Genomic DNA, 13,740 nt, shown 5'->3' with positions numbered 1-13,740 from the left:
GCCGCCCTCTTCAGACCGTCATCACCCAGTTTCCCGCATAGCTCAGCGGTGATCCTTGAGCTTTTTGCGTAGCGTCCATGACAGGGTGGTTGAGCGGCGTGGCGCGATGGGATAAGAAGGCGGAAGCCTGAACTTTCATGCGTCTTGACGCGGAATTTCAAAATGAACTCCTATAAAAAAATCCAGTTCCCGCATAATGGTGATGTGGCATCGTTTCTTTTGTCGCCCCCACTGGGACGGGCGTTGGAGTCCGGATTTTTCCATGAGCAATTTACATCCTTGACCTTTCTTGAGCTTCTTCGCCCCGGCGACACGGTGATCGATGTCGGGGCTTGCGTTGGCTACTACTCCCTCCTGTCCTTTGCGGCCATGCGCGGCCAGGGGCGGATTTTGGCATTCGAGCCGAATCCCCAGACCTATGTCCGTCTGGCCCGCCATATTGCCGCCAATGGCGCCTCCTGCATCATGGCCTTCAATGCCGCATTATCGGACAAGGTTGGTGCCGGCCGCATCCTGGCCAACAGCCAGGACATTGGGCTGTCCCGCGTTTTGGGAGCGGAGGACACGGTGGGGCAGGAGGACGCCGTCTTCCCCTGCACGTCCCTGTGTCTGGACGATCTTGTCGAGGATTTGCAGCTCACCACAATCCGTCTCATGAAGATCGATGCCGAGGGCCATGAGCAGCATGTGATGAAGGGAGCCCACCGCACCTTGTCGCGCCGCCTGCCCGATTACGTCGTGTGCGAGATCAACCGGGGGGAGCTGCTGCGCAATGGGTTCGGCGAGATCCCGCTCCGCAAGACCTTTGAGGAGTATGGGTATCAGACGGAGCTGATCAACAACGTCGGTGTCGACCTGTGTGGCGGGCGGAACCGCAAGCCCTATCCGCTGCCTGAGGTTGTTGAAACTAACACTGTTTTCAATCTCTTGTTCCGCCGTGTTCCATGATCGCTGGGATTTCTGCTTTCTCTTCGATGAAATCCGCTTCCGTATGGCCGGTGATTCTCTTGTGGACCGGCTGTGCCGCCATGATGGCGGACGGCGTCCAAGATCGCGCTGAGTGGGGTGGTGATGGACGCGGTTGTCCTTGACGGCGAGCGCGGCGATACCGCCTCGTGCCTGACCTACGTCCAGTCGCTCGGGATCGATCCAGGCGCCCGGATCCTTGATGTCGGCTGCCGTCATGGCAGCTTTCTTGAAAATCTGCGCCGGCGTGGGTATGGCGACGTCTATGGGGTGGAGGTGGACGCCGCCGCCCTCGCCAAGGGAGAGGCCGCCTACCCCGCGTTGAAGGGGCGGATGCAGGCCTATGACGGTACGACCCTGCCTTTTCCCGACCAGAGCTTCGACGTCATCACCATGTTCGATGTCATCGAGCACATCCCCGAGGTGGAAGCCTATCTGGCCGGGCTGCGCAGGGTGTTGCGGCCGGGGGGACGCCTTGTTTTCCAGACGCCGAACCTGCTGATCGATGCGCCCTATTGGATCCTGGCGCTGCGCGCCTTCAATCGCGAGAAGTTGGCCCTGATCTTTCGTGAGCATTGCTCGCTCCAGACCTATGGCAGCCTGCACCGGCTGCTCAAGCGCTCCGGATTCCATGACGTGACCATCGAGCGCAACCACAGTGACACCGAATTCAAGAAGGATTTGGTGCGGGAATCGCTGGGCTGGCCCGGTCTGCTTATCCTCCAGGCCTCCAACCATTTCCCGATGGTGCTTTGCCCAAACTTCTGGGGCCATGCCCGAGCATAGGGGACTGTCGGAGTTTCCGCTATCCTCAGGGCAATCGCATATCAGATTTGGGCGAGCAGTTTTCGGAGGAAGGCGGAATTCCAGGCGGCTCGCAGCAGCTTGACGCGGGTGGCCCCCTTGGAAGCATCCTTTGAGACGAGGTTGATGGCGAGCCGGAGGACGGCAAGGTTTTCGGGGCCGTTGTCCTTGTGTGCATCGGCGTGGAACAGTAGGCCAGTTTCGGGGGTGATCGGCGTCCCAAACCCATCCACCTCCTGATCTGGCAGACTTCCACTCTGGGTTGTGCGACAGGGTGGCCAAGCGAGGATGCTGACGGTGGAGACGATAGCGCGGATCCGACGGGAGCACGCAAAGGGGAAGAGTGAGCGGGCGATCGCCCGGTCGCTGAAGGTGTCGCGGGAGACGGTGAGCAAGTACCTGCGCTCGGGGGAGACGGCGCCGCGGTATGAGCGGCAGGTGCAACCCTATCCGCAGTTGGGAGCCTTCCAGAAGGAGTTGGAACGGCTGGTCGAGGAGAACGATCGTCAGCCGGCGCGGGACCGGCTCGATTACCTGGGCCTCTTCAAGCGCCTGCAGGCGGCGGGCTTTCCGGGCGGCTATGATGCGGTGCGCCGCTACATCAAGCGCTTCCGGCAGCGCCAGCCGGTAACCACGCCGGCGCAGGCCTTTGTGCCGCTGACCTTCGCGCCGGGTGAGGCCTATCAGTTCGACTGGGCCGAGGACTGGATCGTCCTGGACGGCGTCACCACCAAGGTGCAGGTGGCGCACGTCCGGCTGTGAACCGCACCGGGTTTGCTGGAGGCCCCGTTTCTTGAGAGACTGGGTTCAACATGACGAAGCAAGCATCACCCAAATACGCCCCTGAAGTGCGCGAACGCGCGGTTCGCATGGTGTTTGACCACGAAGGCGAACACGCGTCGCAGTGGGCGGCGATCAGTTCGATCGCTGCGAAGATCGGCTGCAATCCCGAGACGCTGCGGAACTGGGTCCGGCAGGCCGAGCGTGACCAGGGCAAGCGGCCCGGTCCGACGACGGACGAGCAGGAAAAGATCAAGGCGCTGGAGCGTGAGGTGCGGGAGCTACGCCAGGCGAACGAGATTCTGCGCAAGGCGTCGGCGTATTTTGCTCAGGCGGAGCTCGACCGCCCGTTCAAGCGATGATCGCCTTCATCGACGCGCACCGCGCTGTCCACGGGGTCGAGATCCTATGAGGTGAAGAGCGACTGGAACCGGGTCAGAGTTCTGGTCCAGCACTGAACCCGGAGGCCGTCATGTCCAGCACATCCAATTCCACCGCCATTCGTGTCGATCTCGGCGCGATCTTCGTTTCGCTTGAGCTGAGCCAGTCGAAATGGCTGGTCACATCACTGACGCCGGGTGGTGGCGAGAAGATGTCGAAACATCTGGTCAAGGCAGGGGATATTGGTGACCTGCTTTTGCGATTTGCGGAATTACGACGCAAGGCTCTGGTTCGGACTGGGCAAATCTTTCCAATTGTTGTGATCCAGGAAGCAGGGTTGGACGGCTTCTGGATTCATCGGGTCCTACTCCAGGAAGGGATCGAAAGTCACGTTGTCGACCCGGCATCGGTAGCGATTTCGCGCCGCCGTCGTCGGGCAAAGACCGACAGGATTGACGGCGAGGCGCTCGTCCGAACGTTGCTGGCCTACAAGCGGGGCGAGCCTCGCGTTTGTGCAATGGTAAGGCCGCCAACGCCTGAAGAGGAAGACCGGCGGCGGATCGCGCGGGAACGCAAGGTACTGGTCAATGAACGGGTAGCGCACGTCAATCGGATCAAGGGGCTGCTCTACAGTCATGGCGTCGGAGCTTATGAACCGCTGCGGCGCGATCGCCGGGAGCGGCTTGATGAGCTCCGTACCGGAGATGGCCGCCCATTGCCACCCCACCTGCAGGCGCAGATTTCGCGGGAGCTTGACCGCCTTGAACTGGTGCTTGCACAGATAAAGGACATCGAGCGGGCGAGTACCGACATGCTTACCGCAGAGGCGCTCGCATTTCCCGGCGCCGCTCTGTTGCTGGGCCTGAAAGGGATTGGAGCGGCGGCCGCGGCCGTGTTGTGGGGCGAAGGGCTTTGCCGGCATTTCGACAACCGCAGACAGGTCGCCGCCTACGCGGGCCTCGCGCCGACACCCTGGCAGAGTGGCCAGGTGGATCACGAGCAGGGAGTTTCAAAATCAGGTAATCCACGTCTGCGCACGACGTTGATCCAGATCGCCTGGCTGTGGAACCGCCACCAGCCGGATTCCGCACTGACGCTTTGGTTTAAGGATCAGGTGGCTAGCCGCCTTTATTCACCAGGGTGGCGAGCGGTCTGGTCGCCGCGTTGAGATGATCAACGTTGGGCTGTATGGGCGCGCGTCGTCGGCCGCCGCGCTGACGGCGGCGTGACGGTGTCGGAGTTGGTGGTGGAGGGGATTGGGTGACGGCTGGGGCACGCTGCCCCGGTGCTCAGCAGATGAGCCGGGGCATGCGGCCGAGGGCGAGGTGGATGATCGCCTGATCAGGCGCGCTGGTCGGCAGGTGCACCTTGATCTGCGTCTTCATCTCCACGATACGCGCGGCGGTCTTCACCAAGCGCAGCCGCAAGGTGTCGAATTGCACCGTGCGCCAGCGGGAGCGTTTCGGCATCAGCGAGCGCAGGCTCCACAGCAGCCAGTACGCCCCGGCGTGCAGGAACAGGCGGAACTGGTTGGCCGTCGCCTTGGTGCAGGAGGTCCGGTCTGCGGCAAGGTGGGATTTCCAGGCTTTTATATGATTTTCCGCCTGTCCCCTCGCGCAATACAGGCCGGCATACAGCCAGCGACCCGTGCCGTGGCGTAGGTTGGTGACGATGAAGCGGCTGTCGGTGCCCTGGTCTCCTGCCTCGACGCGCGCGACGATGCGGCGGACCCGGCTCCAGGTGCTGGCCCCGTCATAGAATTCCTTGAAGCGGCGCACCTTGTCGGCTCCGGGCATGGCCTGGAAGCGCGCCGCGGTGCTGGCCTCCAGCGTGGTGACGTGACGGCGCAGTGTGCTGCTGGTCGGCAGACCGAGCACGTAGTCGAGCCCCTCCGCCTCGCACCAGTCCAGCACCTCCGGGCAGGCGTAATGGCCGTCGGCGCGCAGCAGGATCTCGGTCTTGGGCCAGTTTGCCCGAATGGCGCGGAGCAGGCGACGCAGGAAGGTCCGGATCTCCGTCCCCTTGGGCCGCTTGGCTGGGCGCAGCACAGCGGTGACAAAGCGGCCGTTGCCGTCGAAGACAACGATGGGCTGGAAGCCGTACTCGTCATAATGGGCGTTGAACAGGCGCAACTGCTGACCGCCATGCACCGTGTCGAAGGTGTCGTCTACATCCAGCACGATGCGCTTGGGCACCTGGCGAAAGGACGCGCAGTAGAGATCGACCATGGCTCGGCCCATGCGCAGCAGTGCGCGGGTATCCGGCAGGTTCTCCAGGCGCGAGATGGTGGCTTGCGAGCAAAGGTCACGCTCGGACGGCAGGCGTTCCAGGGCCATCTTGAACAGCGGGTCGGAGCGTAGGCTGCCGGCGTCGTTGCCGTCCTCGTAGCCCGCCGCGATGGCCAGCAGGCGAAAGCCGATGATGTCGGCCAGCGAATGCACGGTGCGCGTTGGATCGCGCGGGTCCTCAATACAGGCGGCCAGCCGATCGGCAATCCGCAGCCGCTTCGCCACCTCCCGCAGCACCAGCAGCCCGCCATCGGAGGACAGGCGGCCGCCATCAAAGCGCCCGATCACCGGCTTTCCAGCAACGGGTGACAGGCCGGGCAGCGGCAGGGTATGATCAACCATGGCGGGTGGGCGCTCCGGAAACGGCAGGAGTTGGCGTCAGCACCCAAATCCTACGGCCGCTCAACGGATGCCGCTACACCCGCCAACCCTCATGAATTTTCCCGGCTAGGAATGGGGGACGGCTCAAGAAGACGATGATCGTCGCCGTTGCCCGAAAACTGTTCGTCGCGCTTTGGAAATATACCCGTGCGGGCGTCGTCATTGAAGGTGCCGTGCTGAAGGCCGCCTGACGTTCCGAGCGCTCATCAATTTCTCCGGGGAAAACCTTCCCGCTGGAGCCCGTACGGGCGAACCGAAGATCGGCATGGCTGTCAAACAGCCGCGGTTTGAGAATGGTCTCGCCCAATTGAGCCTTGCCCGCCGCATGCGGGATGTTGGTGCAGTCGCCCCAGTCGACTGACCGTATATAAGTTGGATCAGGCCCGGTTTCCGGGCCGCGTCATTGAAGCAGGCTCACGCCGTGGATACCAGATAGCGCTACAGGAGCGTAAAATGAAAAGCTGACGAACATTTCCGTTGATTCTCCTCATATAAGCCGATCTGCAAAGCGCTGCCGATCGCCCCGTCGACCTACCGCGCCCATGCCGCCCGGCGGGCCGATCCGGCCAAGGCGCCGGCCCGCTCGCGAAGCGACGCCGAGCTGAGTTTGGCTATCCGACGGGTCTGGAATGAAAACTTCCAGGTCTACGGGGTGAGGAAAGGTAAGCGTCGTCTGAGTGCTGCCTTGCGGGAGGAGTGTGCCGCGTGCTGAAAGCTGGACGTCGGCGGCACCGGTGGGTGTGGCTGGCTTGGCATCGTGGCAAGCAGCGTGGTTTGCACTGTGGCAGTCCAACGTATCGAGGTCATCACCGGCGCCGGCGGGCGGCGCACCTACTCGGCCGAGGAGAAGATCCGCTTGGTCGGCGAGGCCCACGGCGGGCGCGGCGCCGTCGTCGCGGTGGCCCGCCGCCACGGCGTGTGCACCAGCCTGATCTACCGCTGGCGCCGACAGTTCAAGAGCGGAGAACTGTCTGCCGCGGCGCCCTCCTTCGTGCCGGTTCATGTGTTGGAGGGGCCGCCGTCCGCCGGCCTGCTCTCTCCCACCAAGACGCCGTCGGCGCCGGAGCCGGCACCCTCAGCCGAGCGCCGTGCCGCCCTGGTCGAGGTGGTTCTCGCCAACGGCCGCGTGCTGCGCGTCGCCGAAGATATCGCCCCGGCCACGCTGCGCCGACTGGTCGGCGCGTTGGATTCGCCATGATCTCGGTTCCCGCCGGGGTGCGGGTCTATCTGGCGATGGGCGCCACCGACATGCGCAAGGGCATGGACGGGTTGGCCATGCTCGCCCAGCAGGGAGAGCAGAACAATCCTGGGGGACAGGCGATAGGCGCGGCCGGCGTGCTGCGGTAGAGTGTGGCAATCACCGCTTGCCGAGAGACCATGGCGCGCCGCCCCGTCAAAAAGCCGAAGCCCGCACCGGATCTGCCAATCCTGCAGCTCAAGGTCCGTCTGCTGGACATCAGCCCCTCGGCGTGGCGCCGGCTGCTGGTGCAGGCCTCCACCACCTTGCAGGAACTGCATGGTATCCTCCAGGTCGCCCTGGGCTGGGAAGGCATCCACCTCTACCGGTTCGATCTTCGCGCGGTTGGGTATGGGTCGACAGAGTTGGCCCTCGTCTCACCCCGGGTTGTCCTCGACACCTTCCGCCTGCGGATCGGCGGCAAGTTGCGCTACACCTACGACATGGGCGCCTTCTGGCGTCACGAACTTCGGGTGGAGGACCGGCTCGCCGCGCAGCCCGACGCCGTCTACCCGGTCTGCATCGGCGGGGAACACCCTTGTCCTCCGGAGGGCTGTGGCGGGCCAGCGGGTTACCGGGAGCGTCAGGACGATCTGGTGGGCTGGGACGCGTGGGAGGACTTGGCGGAGATGACGGAGGTGCTCGCCGCCGTCGCCCGTGACCGGACCACCGCGGTGCTGGACGATCCCGACGTCCGCGATCGTTTCGAGCGGACCCTCGCGCGCACCCGGGCGCGCGAGCGTTTCCGGCCCAAGGAGTTCAGCCGAATCCAGATCAATGAGCGCTTCCGCGCCGAGGAGCACAAGCCGCTGATGCACCAGCAGGTCTGGTGAGCCGGAGGCGGAGATGAGGATGCGGATCAGGGTACGGCTGCAGATCGAGGACGAGAACGGGACCGTGGTCGCCGACGACGAGGTTCTCGGGTTGGCCAAGCCGGCCGACCGGGTGGAAGAACTCGGCTTGTCGCTGGAGGAGGCCAAGCGGATGTTGCGGGCGACCCAGGAGCGCCTGCTCGCTGCCCAAGCGGCCGACTACACCGCCCGCCACCGGTGCTGCCCGGATTGCGGGTGCGTCCGCACCAGCAAGGGGCTGCGGACGATCCGGTTCCGCACCTTGTTCGGCACGGTGGACGTGCCTGGCCGGCGTCTGCATCGGTGTGGCTGCGACGGGAAAGGCGGCGGAAGCGTCAGCCCGTTGCGCGCTCTGTTCACCGAGCGCGCGGCGCCGGAGCTGCTGTTCCTGGAGGCCAAGTGGGCCTCGCTGGTGTCGTATGGAATCACCACCGATTTGTTGAAGGATGTGCTGCCGATCGCCGATACGACCAATCCGACCACCGTTCGCCGCGACCTGTCCCGGGTCGCCGACCGCCTGGAGGCCGCTCTCGGGGAGGAGCGCTTCTCTCTGATCGACGGATGTCCGGCGGACTGGCGGGAGTTGCCGGCCCCGGAGGGGCCGATCGTCGTCGGTGTGGATGGCGGGTACGTTCGCAGCTGGGACGACAAAACGACCAGCTTCGAGGTGATCGCCGGCAAGGCGGTGCCGGAGGAGCGGGTCGACCGGTTCTTCGGCTTCGTGCAGACGCACGACAAAAAGCCGCGGCGCCGCCTGCACGAGGTGGGGTCACTACACGAAAGTGATCAGATTGTCCGGGATCTGAGAACAGCCTGAGAACATGAGCCGTGCAGCGATCCTGTGCCGGCTGCTTGCCTCGCAAAACTCTTGAGTTTCGCGACAGGTAGGTACCGGACTGGAACCTTGGAGTTTTTGATGTTGCAAAAGTCTATCGCAAAAGGAAAGAGTTTCGCGATGACTTTTGCGACGGATGCCCCATGCTCATCGGCTATGCGCGCGTCTCCACCGACGACCAGGATCTTTCGCAGCAGCGGGCGTCGCTACAGGCGGTCGGCTGTCGGCGGATTTATGAGGAGAAGGTCTCCGGGGCAAAGCGCGACCGGCCACAGCTTGCCCGGCTGATCGACCAACTCCGGGCCGATGACGTTGTGACGGTCACGCGCCTCGACAGGCTGGCCCGGTCAACCCGTGATCTTCTCGATATTGCGGAGCAGCTCCAGGGAGCCGGTGCGGGTCTCCGATCACTCGCGGAGCCATGGGCCGATACCACCTCGCCGGCCGGGCGGATGGTCCTAATACCAGAGCCGGAAACTTCTGACTCGCCGGGTCTGTGGCTTGCGGTTCAGCGCCGGTAGTGATTCCCTGTGCCAGGTCTCACCATTGAGCGAAGCACAGCCATGTCCGCCCTGCCGATCCGCCCCGACCTGAGCTCGGAAGACCTGCGCCGCCTCGCCCGCGGCGAGAGCGATGGGCGGGTGTGCCGGCGCCTGCTGGCGATCGCCATGGCGCTGGACGGCGTCAGCCGGGCGGAAGCGGCGCGGCAAGCCGGCATGGACCGGCAAGCGCTGCGCGACTGGGTCGTGCGCTACAACGCCGAAGGGGTGGACGGCTTGCGGGATCGGGCGCGCTGCGGCCGGCCGCCGCTGCTCGCCGACGCCCTGGAGCCGGAATTGGCTGACCTGATCGCCGCCGGCCCCGAGGTCGAACGGGACGGCGTCGTCGAGTACCGGGTTCGCCACATCCGCGACTTGGCCCTGCGGCATTTCGGGGCGGACTACAGCCGCACCGGCATGCAGGACCGCTTGCACCGCATGAAGCTGTCCTTCCTGACGCCGCGCCCGATCCATCCCAAGGCCGACGCACCGGCCCAGGAGGCGTTTAAAAAAACTTCGCCGAACGCCTCGCCGCCATCGGAGAGGACCACCCCGAGGCGAGCGCCGTGGAGGTCTGGTTCCAGGACGAGGCCCGCATCGGCCAGAAAGGCACCCTGACCCGGCGCTGGGCGCCGCGCGGCAGCCGGCCGCGCGCCGTGCGCGATCATCGTTTCAAGTCGGCCTATCTCTTCGGCGCGGTCTGTCCTGAGCGCGACACCGGAGCCGCCATCGTCATGACGCGCGCCAACACCGAGGCGATGAACCTCATGCTGGAGGAGATCAGCCGCACCGTCACCCCCGGCGCCCATGCCGCCGTGGTGATCGACGGGGCGGGATGGCACACCAGCGGCGATCTCGCCGTGCCGGCCAACATCACCCTCGTGCCGCTCCCGCCCTACAGCCCGGAACTCAACGCCATCGAAAGGCTCTGGCAGGTCATGCGCGACACCCTGCTGTCCCACCGGCTCTTCACCGACCTCAACGCCATCCTCGACGTCTGCTGTCGCGTCTGGAACCGCATCCTCGCCGAACCCGGCCGCATCCGCTCCACATGCGGTTACCCGTGGGCCTTACAGGTCAAAATTTAACGGCTTTGGTATAACCGTGTTCGCCGGCATCGCCGAGTTCGAGCGCTCCCTGATCGCCGAGCGGACCGGCATGGGCCGCGTGGCGGCCAGAGCACGCGGCGTGCGGTTCGGCCGGCCGCCGAAGTTGACCGCCGACCAGATCGCTCTCGCTCGGCGCCTGGTCGATGAAGGCCGATCCCCCCGGGAGGCAGCCCGGATTCTCAACGTCCACGCATCGACGCTGTACCGGGCCTTTGCACTCCAGCCCCCCGAGGTTGCTGGCTCAGGTCCCTAACCGGGCTATGTCAGATTTCGTTCCTTTGCTACTCGATCTTCGACCAGCCCCTGCCGAAATGCCGTCATGCTGTCTTCTCACCGCTCATCGCAGCGGCGGCCAGGGCCTGCGCCTCGGTTGCCGCCTTCAGCCCCGCCTCGCGGCGCTCGCTGTAGCGGTCGGTCAGGTAGTCGCTGCGGTCGCGCACCAGCAGAGTGAACTTCATCAGTTCCTCCATCACGTCCACCACGCGGTCGTAATAGGGCGACGGCTTCATCCGCCCGGCCTCGTCGAACTCCTGGAAGGCCTTGGCCACCGACGACTGGTTCGGGATGGTCACCATCCGCATCCAGCGGCCTAGCACCCGCATCGCGTTGACCGCATTGAAGGATTGCGAGCCGCCGGAGACCTGCATCACCGCCAGCGTCCGCCCCTGCGTCGGCCGGACGCCGCCGCTTTCCAGCGGCAGCCAGTCGATCTGGCATTTCAGGATGCCGGTGATGGTGCCGTGCCGCTCCGGGCTGACCCAAACCTGGCCTTCCGACCATTGCGACAGGGCGCGCAGCTCCGCCACCTTGGGATGGTCGGCCGGCACGCTGTCCGGCAGCGGCAGGTCGCGCGGGTCGAAGATGCGCGTCTCGGCCCCCATGCGCTGGAGCAGCCGGGCGGCTTCCTCGGCCAGGAAGCGGCTGTAGGACCGCTCCCGCAGCGAGCCATAGAGCAGCAGGATGCGCGGCGGGTGGGTCGACGGCCGCTCCGGTGTCAGCCTGTCGAGGCCGGGCACATCGAAATAAGGCTCGTCCAGGCTCGGCAAGGAGTCGCGTCCGGTCGTCTCGATATCATGCATGGGTGCGTCCCTCGTACCAGGGCTTGGTCGCCTTGACGATCTTCACCACAGACAGCATCACCGGCACCTCGACCAGCACGCCGACCACGGTGGCGAGCGCCGCCCCGGAGCCCAAACCGAACAGGCTTATGGCGGCGGCGACCGCCAGCTCGAAGAAGTTGGAGGCGCCGATCAGCGCCGCCGGCGCTGCCACGCACCACGCCACGCCGAAGCGGCGCGACAGCCAATAGGCCAGCCCGGCGTTGAAATAGACCTGGATCAGGATCGGCACCGCCAGCAGCAGGATGACCAGCGGCTGGGCGAGGATCTGCTCGCCCTGGAAGCCGAACAGCAGCACCAGCGTGGTCAGCAGCGCCAGCAGCGAAACCGGCTGGATGAGGTCGAGCACGCGCTTCAGCGCCGGCTCTCCGCCGGCGACCAGCAGGCTGCGCCGCCAGAGCTGGGCACCGACCACGGGGATGACGATGTAGAGCAGCACCGACAGCAGCAGCGTGTCCCACGGCACGGTGATCGACGCCACGCCCAGCAGCAGGCCGACCAGCGGCGCGAAAGCGAAGACCATGATGATGTCGTTCAGCGCCACCTGGCTCAGCGTGTAGTGCGGCTCCCCCTCACACAGGTTCGACCAGACGAACACCATGGCGGTGCAGGGCGCCGCCGCCAGCAGGATCAGGCCGGCAACGTAGGAGGAAATCTGGTCCTGCGGCAGCAGCGGCGCGAACAGGTTGCCGATGAACAGCGTGCCCAGCAGCGCCATCGAGAAGGGCTTGACCGCCCAGTTGATGAACAGCGTCACCCCAACGCCGCGCCAGTGCTCCTTGACCTGCCCCAGCGCGCCGAGGTCGATCTTCAGCAGCATCGGCACGATCATCAGCCAGATCAGCACCGCCACCGGCAGGTTGACCTTGGCGACCTCGGCCGCGGCGATCGTCTGGAACAGGCCGGGCACCAGATGGCCGAGCGCGATGCCGGCGACGATGCACAGCGCTACCCAGACGCTGAGATAGCGCTCGAACGGGCCCATGGCGGGGCGGGCCGCCGGGGCGGCATGAATGTCAGCGGTCATGATGCGTGTCCGTCAGGAGGCTTTGCCGATGCGGTGTCCGGCGGCGTCGACGACCTGCTCCCCGTCTTCCTTGGCGAAGGCGCCGCGCTGGGCATCGGGGAGGATGTCGAGCACCGCCTCGGACGGGCGGCACAGCCGCACGCCGAGCGGCGTCACCACGATCGGCCGGTTGATCAGGATCGGATGGGCCATCATGGCGTCGAGCAGTTGGTCGTCGCTCAACGACGGGTCGGCGAGCCCGGGTTCGGCATAGGGCGTGCCCTTCTCGCGCAGCACGGCGCGCACCGGCACGCCCATGCGGCCGATCAGGTCGGCCAGCTCGTCACGCGACGGCGGTGTCTTCAGATACTCGATCACCGTCGGCTCGACGCCGCTGTTGCGGATCAGCGCCAGCGTGTTGCGCGAGGTGCCGCAATCCGGGTTGTGGTAGATGGTCACCGATGTCATCGCGCCGCCTCCGTGGTGGCGGACGCCTTCCCCATGTCGTCCAGCTTGCGCTTCAGCGCCAGACGGTCGAGCGAGGCGATGGGCAGGGCGGTGAAAGCCTGGATGCGGCGCTGGATCTGTCCGAACACCGTGGCGGTGAAGGCGGCCTTCTCCGCGTCGCTGCCCTGGGCAGTCGACGGGTCTGGGAAGCCCCAGTGCGCCGTCATCGGCTGGCCGGGCCACACCGGGCAGACCTCGCCGGCGGCGTTGTCGCAGACGGTGAAGACGAAGTCCATGTGCGGCGCGTCCGCTGCGGCGAACTCGTCCCAGGTCTTGGAGCGCAGCTCGGCGGTCGGGAAGCCCAGCCGCTCCAGCAGGTCATGGACATAGGGATTGATGCGGCCGGACGGCTGGCTGCCGGCGCTGAAGCCGCGGAAGCGGCCCTTGCCATCGCGGTTCAGCAGGCACTCCGCCATGACGCTGCGGGCGCTGTTGTGGGTGCACAGGAACAGGACGTTGTAGACGCGGTCGGTCATCGCTGGATTGCCTTTCCGGGCCGCGGGATGCGGCGGTTGGGATCGGGGCCTCAGGCGTCGTGGTCACATCCGTCGGGACCACATGGAACGGCCTGGGGGAGGTCGGCGGAGCAGAGTTCGGGGCGGCCCTGGCAGCAGTCCTCCATCAGGAAGGCGATCAGCCGGCGGGTGCCCTCATAGTCGGACGCGTAGAAGATCTGCCGCTGCACCCGCCAGGAGCGGAGCAGGCCGGCGCGTTCCAGCGTCGCCAGATGATGGGACAGGGTGGAGGCCGGAACCCCCACCTGCTGGGCAACCTCGCCTGCCGTCAACCCGTTCGGCCCCACCGTGATCAGCAGGCGGAACACGGCCAGACGGGTTTCCTGGGCGAGAGCGGCAAAGGCGTCGACGGCAATCTTGTTTTCCATTATTCGACGATAGTCGAATTATCGATTTGAGGCAATCAGCAGTTTTGCGCGCCAT

16 protein-coding genes, 5 pseudogenes and 1 other annotated feature are annotated in these 13,740 nt (G+C 65.5%); of the genes and pseudogenes, 14 read left to right on the top strand and 7 right to left on the bottom strand.

All coding sequences use genetic code 11. The features are described 5' to 3' along the window. Positions 1–162 precede the first annotated feature (162 nt). Both AZL_RS14800 and AZL_RS33465 read left to right on the top strand, forming a co-directional pair. On the top strand, positions 163–948 hold the full coding sequence (locus AZL_RS14800) for an FkbM family methyltransferase (protein WP_012975321.1): 786 nt from the start codon (positions 163–165) through the stop codon (positions 946–948). A gap of 123 nt (positions 949–1,071) precedes the next feature. Then, positions 1,072–1,752, top strand: coding sequence for a class I SAM-dependent methyltransferase (locus AZL_RS33465; RefSeq protein WP_052293677.1), 681 nt, complete (start codon positions 1,072–1,074; stop codon positions 1,750–1,752). A 41-nt stretch (positions 1,753–1,793) separates the two neighbouring features. Here AZL_RS33465 and AZL_RS14790 read toward each other — a convergent pair. Further along, positions 1,794–1,940: pseudogene (locus AZL_RS14790) on the bottom strand (ISAs1 family transposase); the annotation flags it as partial. 217 nt (positions 1,941–2,157) lie between these two features. Here AZL_RS14790 and AZL_RS14785 point away from each other — a divergent pair. From AZL_RS14785 to AZL_RS34290, 3 genes and pseudogenes are all read left to right on the top strand, one after another. Beyond that, positions 2,158–2,532: a hypothetical protein gene (locus tag AZL_RS14785; RefSeq protein WP_148219333.1), complete on the top strand. Its 375-nt coding sequence runs from the start codon at positions 2,158–2,160 to the stop codon at positions 2,530–2,532. A 50-nt stretch (positions 2,533–2,582) separates the two neighbouring features. Then, a pseudogene (locus AZL_RS14780) lies at positions 2,583–2,953 on the top strand (transposase); the annotation flags it as partial. After that, positions 2,867–2,959 (top strand) — a sequence feature (AL1L pseudoknot). It overlaps the preceding pseudogene by 87 nt. Positions 2,960–3,022: 63 nt before the next feature. Next, positions 3,023–4,099, top strand: coding sequence for an IS110 family transposase (locus AZL_RS34290; RefSeq protein ID WP_012975317.1), 1,077 nt, complete (start codon positions 3,023–3,025; stop codon positions 4,097–4,099). A 121-nt stretch (positions 4,100–4,220) separates the two neighbouring features. On the opposite strand, the gene AZL_RS14770 is transcribed toward AZL_RS34290, so the two are convergent. Then, positions 4,221–5,561, bottom strand: a complete 1,341-nt coding sequence (locus tag AZL_RS14770; protein ID WP_012973088.1) for an IS1380-like element ISAzs3 family transposase — start codon at positions 5,559–5,561, stop codon at positions 4,221–4,223. A 110-nt stretch (positions 5,562–5,671) separates the two neighbouring features. Between AZL_RS14770 and AZL_RS35540 the strand changes: the two are divergent. From AZL_RS35540 to AZL_RS14725, 9 genes and pseudogenes are all read left to right on the top strand, one after another. After that, positions 5,672–5,791 (top strand): annotated as a pseudogene (locus AZL_RS35540) (IS110 family transposase); the annotation flags it as partial. A gap of 302 nt (positions 5,792–6,093) precedes the next feature. Next, positions 6,094–6,279 (top strand): annotated as a pseudogene (locus AZL_RS35535) (IS3 family transposase); the annotation flags it as partial. Between the two features lie 102 nt (positions 6,280–6,381). Then, entirely contained in the window at positions 6,382–6,798 is a 417-nt protein-coding gene (locus tag AZL_RS14760) for an IS66-like element accessory protein TnpA (RefSeq protein ID WP_042443257.1), read from the top strand. Next, positions 6,795–6,947, top strand: a complete 153-nt coding sequence (gene tnpB, locus AZL_RS34285) for an IS66 family insertion sequence element accessory protein TnpB (protein ID WP_042443902.1) — start codon at positions 6,795–6,797, stop codon at positions 6,945–6,947. Before AZL_RS14760 ends, tnpB begins: the two co-directional genes overlap by 4 nt. Before the next feature lie 30 nt (positions 6,948–6,977). Then, on the top strand, positions 6,978–7,670 hold the full coding sequence (locus AZL_RS14750; protein ID WP_042443261.1) for a plasmid pRiA4b ORF-3 family protein: 693 nt from the start codon (positions 6,978–6,980) through the stop codon (positions 7,668–7,670). A gap of 19 nt (positions 7,671–7,689) precedes the next feature. Continuing rightward, positions 7,690–8,454, top strand: a pseudogene (locus AZL_RS14745) (ISKra4-like element ISAzs26 family transposase); the annotation flags it as partial. Positions 8,455–8,666: 212 nt separating this feature from the next. Then, a complete protein-coding gene (locus AZL_RS14740) occupies positions 8,667–9,044 on the top strand; it encodes a recombinase family protein (RefSeq protein WP_012975314.1) in 378 nt (125 codons plus the stop codon). 9 nt (positions 9,045–9,053) lie between these two features. Then, positions 9,054–10,150, top strand: a protein-coding gene (locus AZL_RS34280; RefSeq protein WP_148219284.1) for an IS630-like element ISAzs14 family transposase whose coding sequence is annotated in 2 segments (ribosomal slippage) — positions 9,054–9,570 and positions 9,570–10,150 — 1,098 coding nt in all. Because the reading frame shifts where the segments join, the coding sequence is not laid out codon by codon here. A gap of 16 nt (positions 10,151–10,166) precedes the next feature. Next, positions 10,167–10,424 (top strand): helix-turn-helix domain-containing protein, encoded by a 258-nt coding sequence (locus AZL_RS14725; RefSeq protein ID WP_012975313.1) that lies wholly within the window; start codon positions 10,167–10,169, stop codon positions 10,422–10,424. Positions 10,425–10,488: 64 nt separating this feature from the next. On the opposite strand, the gene arsH is transcribed toward AZL_RS14725, so the two are convergent. The 5 genes from arsH to AZL_RS14700 are packed head-to-tail and all read right to left on the bottom strand — an operon-like array spanning position 10,489 to position 13,685. Continuing rightward, complete coding sequence (arsH, locus tag AZL_RS14720) at positions 10,489–11,250, bottom strand: arsenical resistance protein ArsH (protein ID WP_012975312.1); 762 nt, start codon at positions 11,248–11,250, stop codon at positions 10,489–10,491. Then, complete coding sequence (arsB, locus tag AZL_RS14715; RefSeq protein ID WP_012975311.1) at positions 11,243–12,316, bottom strand: ACR3 family arsenite efflux transporter; 1,074 nt, start codon at positions 12,314–12,316, stop codon at positions 11,243–11,245. Before arsB ends, arsH begins: the two co-directional genes overlap by 8 nt. A 12-nt stretch (positions 12,317–12,328) precedes the next feature. Further along, positions 12,329–12,763, bottom strand: a complete 435-nt coding sequence (gene arsC, locus AZL_RS14710; RefSeq protein WP_012975310.1) for an arsenate reductase (glutaredoxin) — start codon at positions 12,761–12,763, stop codon at positions 12,329–12,331. Then, positions 12,760–13,278: an arsenate reductase ArsC gene (locus AZL_RS14705; RefSeq protein ID WP_012975309.1), complete on the bottom strand. Its 519-nt coding sequence runs from the start codon at positions 13,276–13,278 to the stop codon at positions 12,760–12,762. Before AZL_RS14705 ends, arsC begins: the two co-directional genes overlap by 4 nt. A 50-nt stretch (positions 13,279–13,328) precedes the next feature. After that, entirely contained in the window at positions 13,329–13,685 is a 357-nt protein-coding gene (locus AZL_RS14700; RefSeq protein ID WP_012975308.1) for an ArsR/SmtB family transcription factor, read from the bottom strand. Positions 13,686–13,740: the final 55 nt, after the last annotated feature.

Source organism: Azospirillum sp. B510 (genome assembly GCF_000010725.1).
Lineage (GTDB): Bacteria > Pseudomonadota > Alphaproteobacteria > Azospirillales > Azospirillaceae > Azospirillum > Azospirillum lipoferum_B.
Note: the sequence above shows the minus strand (reverse complement) of the source record. Positions and strands in the feature narration are given on the sequence as shown.

Excerpts from the sequence above, each read along its gene's own strand:
- AZL_RS14700 (WP_012975308.1), bottom strand. The coding sequence starts at position 13,685 with ATGGAAAACAAGATTGCCGTCGACGCCTTTGCCGCTCTCGCCCAGGAA.
- AZL_RS14800 (WP_012975321.1), top strand. The coding sequence starts at position 163 with ATGAACTCCTATAAAAAAATCCAGTTCCCGCATAATGGTGATGTGGCA.
- AZL_RS34290 (WP_012975317.1), top strand. The coding sequence starts at position 3,023 with ATGTCCAGCACATCCAATTCCACCGCCATTCGTGTCGATCTCGGCGCG.
- arsB (WP_012975311.1), bottom strand. The coding sequence starts at position 12,316 with ATGACCGCTGACATTCATGCCGCCCCGGCGGCCCGCCCCGCCATGGGC.
- arsH (WP_012975312.1), bottom strand. The coding sequence starts at position 11,250 with ATGCATGATATCGAGACGACCGGACGCGACTCCTTGCCGAGCCTGGAC.
- AZL_RS14705 (WP_012975309.1), bottom strand. The coding sequence starts at position 13,278 with ATGACCGACCGCGTCTACAACGTCCTGTTCCTGTGCACCCACAACAGC.
- tnpB (WP_042443902.1), top strand. The coding sequence starts at position 6,795 with ATGATCTCGGTTCCCGCCGGGGTGCGGGTCTATCTGGCGATGGGCGCC.
- AZL_RS14750 (WP_042443261.1), top strand. The coding sequence starts at position 6,978 with ATGGCGCGCCGCCCCGTCAAAAAGCCGAAGCCCGCACCGGATCTGCCA.
- AZL_RS14740 (WP_012975314.1), top strand. The coding sequence starts at position 8,667 with ATGCTCATCGGCTATGCGCGCGTCTCCACCGACGACCAGGATCTTTCG.
- AZL_RS33465 (WP_052293677.1), top strand. The coding sequence starts at position 1,072 with ATGGACGCGGTTGTCCTTGACGGCGAGCGCGGCGATACCGCCTCGTGC.
- arsC (WP_012975310.1), bottom strand. The coding sequence starts at position 12,763 with ATGACATCGGTGACCATCTACCACAACCCGGATTGCGGCACCTCGCGC.
- AZL_RS14770 (WP_012973088.1), bottom strand. The coding sequence starts at position 5,561 with ATGGTTGATCATACCCTGCCGCTGCCCGGCCTGTCACCCGTTGCTGGA.